This is a genomic window from Enterobacter sp. UCD-UG_FMILLET, from assembly GCF_000762975.1.
Lineage (GTDB): Bacteria > Pseudomonadota > Gammaproteobacteria > Enterobacterales > Enterobacteriaceae > Enterobacter > Enterobacter dykesii.
Map to the genome: position 1 here is coordinate 1 of NZ_JRJC01000030.1, position 770 is coordinate 770.

Sequence of the window (770 nt, forward strand, 5' to 3'; positions counted from 1 at the left end):
CTAGTAATCGTAGATCAGAATGCTACGGTGAATACGTTCCCGGGCCTTGTACACACCGCCCGTCACACCATGGGAGTGGGTTGCAAAAGAAGTAGGTAGCTTAACCTTCGGGAGGGCGCTTACCACTTTGTGATTCATGACTGGGGTGAAGTCGTAACAAGGTAACCGTAGGGGAACCTGCGGTTGGATCACCTCCTTACCTTAAAGAACCTGCCTTTGTAGTGCTCACACAGATTGTCTGATGAAAAACAGCAGTAAAAATCTCTGCAGGCTTGTAGCTCAGGTGGTTAGAGCGCACCCCTGATAAGGGTGAGGTCGGTGGTTCAAGTCCACTCAGGCCTACCAGACTCCTTTTAAAGGATGAGCGGTACAGAGATTATAAACGATGGGGCTATAGCTCAGCTGGGAGAGCGCCTGCTTTGCACGCAGGAGGTCTGCGGTTCGATCCCGCATAGCTCCACCATCTTTTACTGCGAACCCAAGAAAACTTCAGAGTGAACCTGAAAAGGTGCACTGCGAAGTTTTGCTCTTTAAAAATCTGGATCAAGCTGAAAATTGAAACGACACACATGTTATGTGTGTTCGAGTCTCTCAAATTTTCGCAATCAGAAGTGAAACATCTTCGGGTTGTGAGGTTAAGCGACTAAGCGTACACGGTGGATGCCCTGGCAGTCAGAGGCGATGAAGGACGTGCTAATCTGCGAAAAGCGCCGGCGAGGTGATATGAACCTTTGACCCGGCGATGTCCGAATGGGGAAACCCAGTGCAAT

Annotated in this window: 2 tRNA genes and 2 rRNA genes; all 4 read left to right on the forward strand. The window is 49.7% G+C overall.

Going from position 1 to position 770, the window contains the following annotated elements:
* Window positions 1-199: ribosomal RNA gene (locus LA04_RS14275) — 16S ribosomal RNA — on the forward strand; the annotation flags it as partial.
* A 69-nt stretch (window positions 200-268) separates the two neighbouring features.
* A tRNA-Ile gene (locus tag LA04_RS14280) sits at window positions 269-345 on the forward strand.
* 42 nt (window positions 346-387) lie between these two features.
* A tRNA-Ala gene (locus tag LA04_RS14285) sits at window positions 388-463 on the forward strand.
* 170 nt (window positions 464-633) lie between these two features.
* Window positions 634-770 (forward strand): 23S ribosomal RNA (locus LA04_RS14290); the annotation flags it as partial.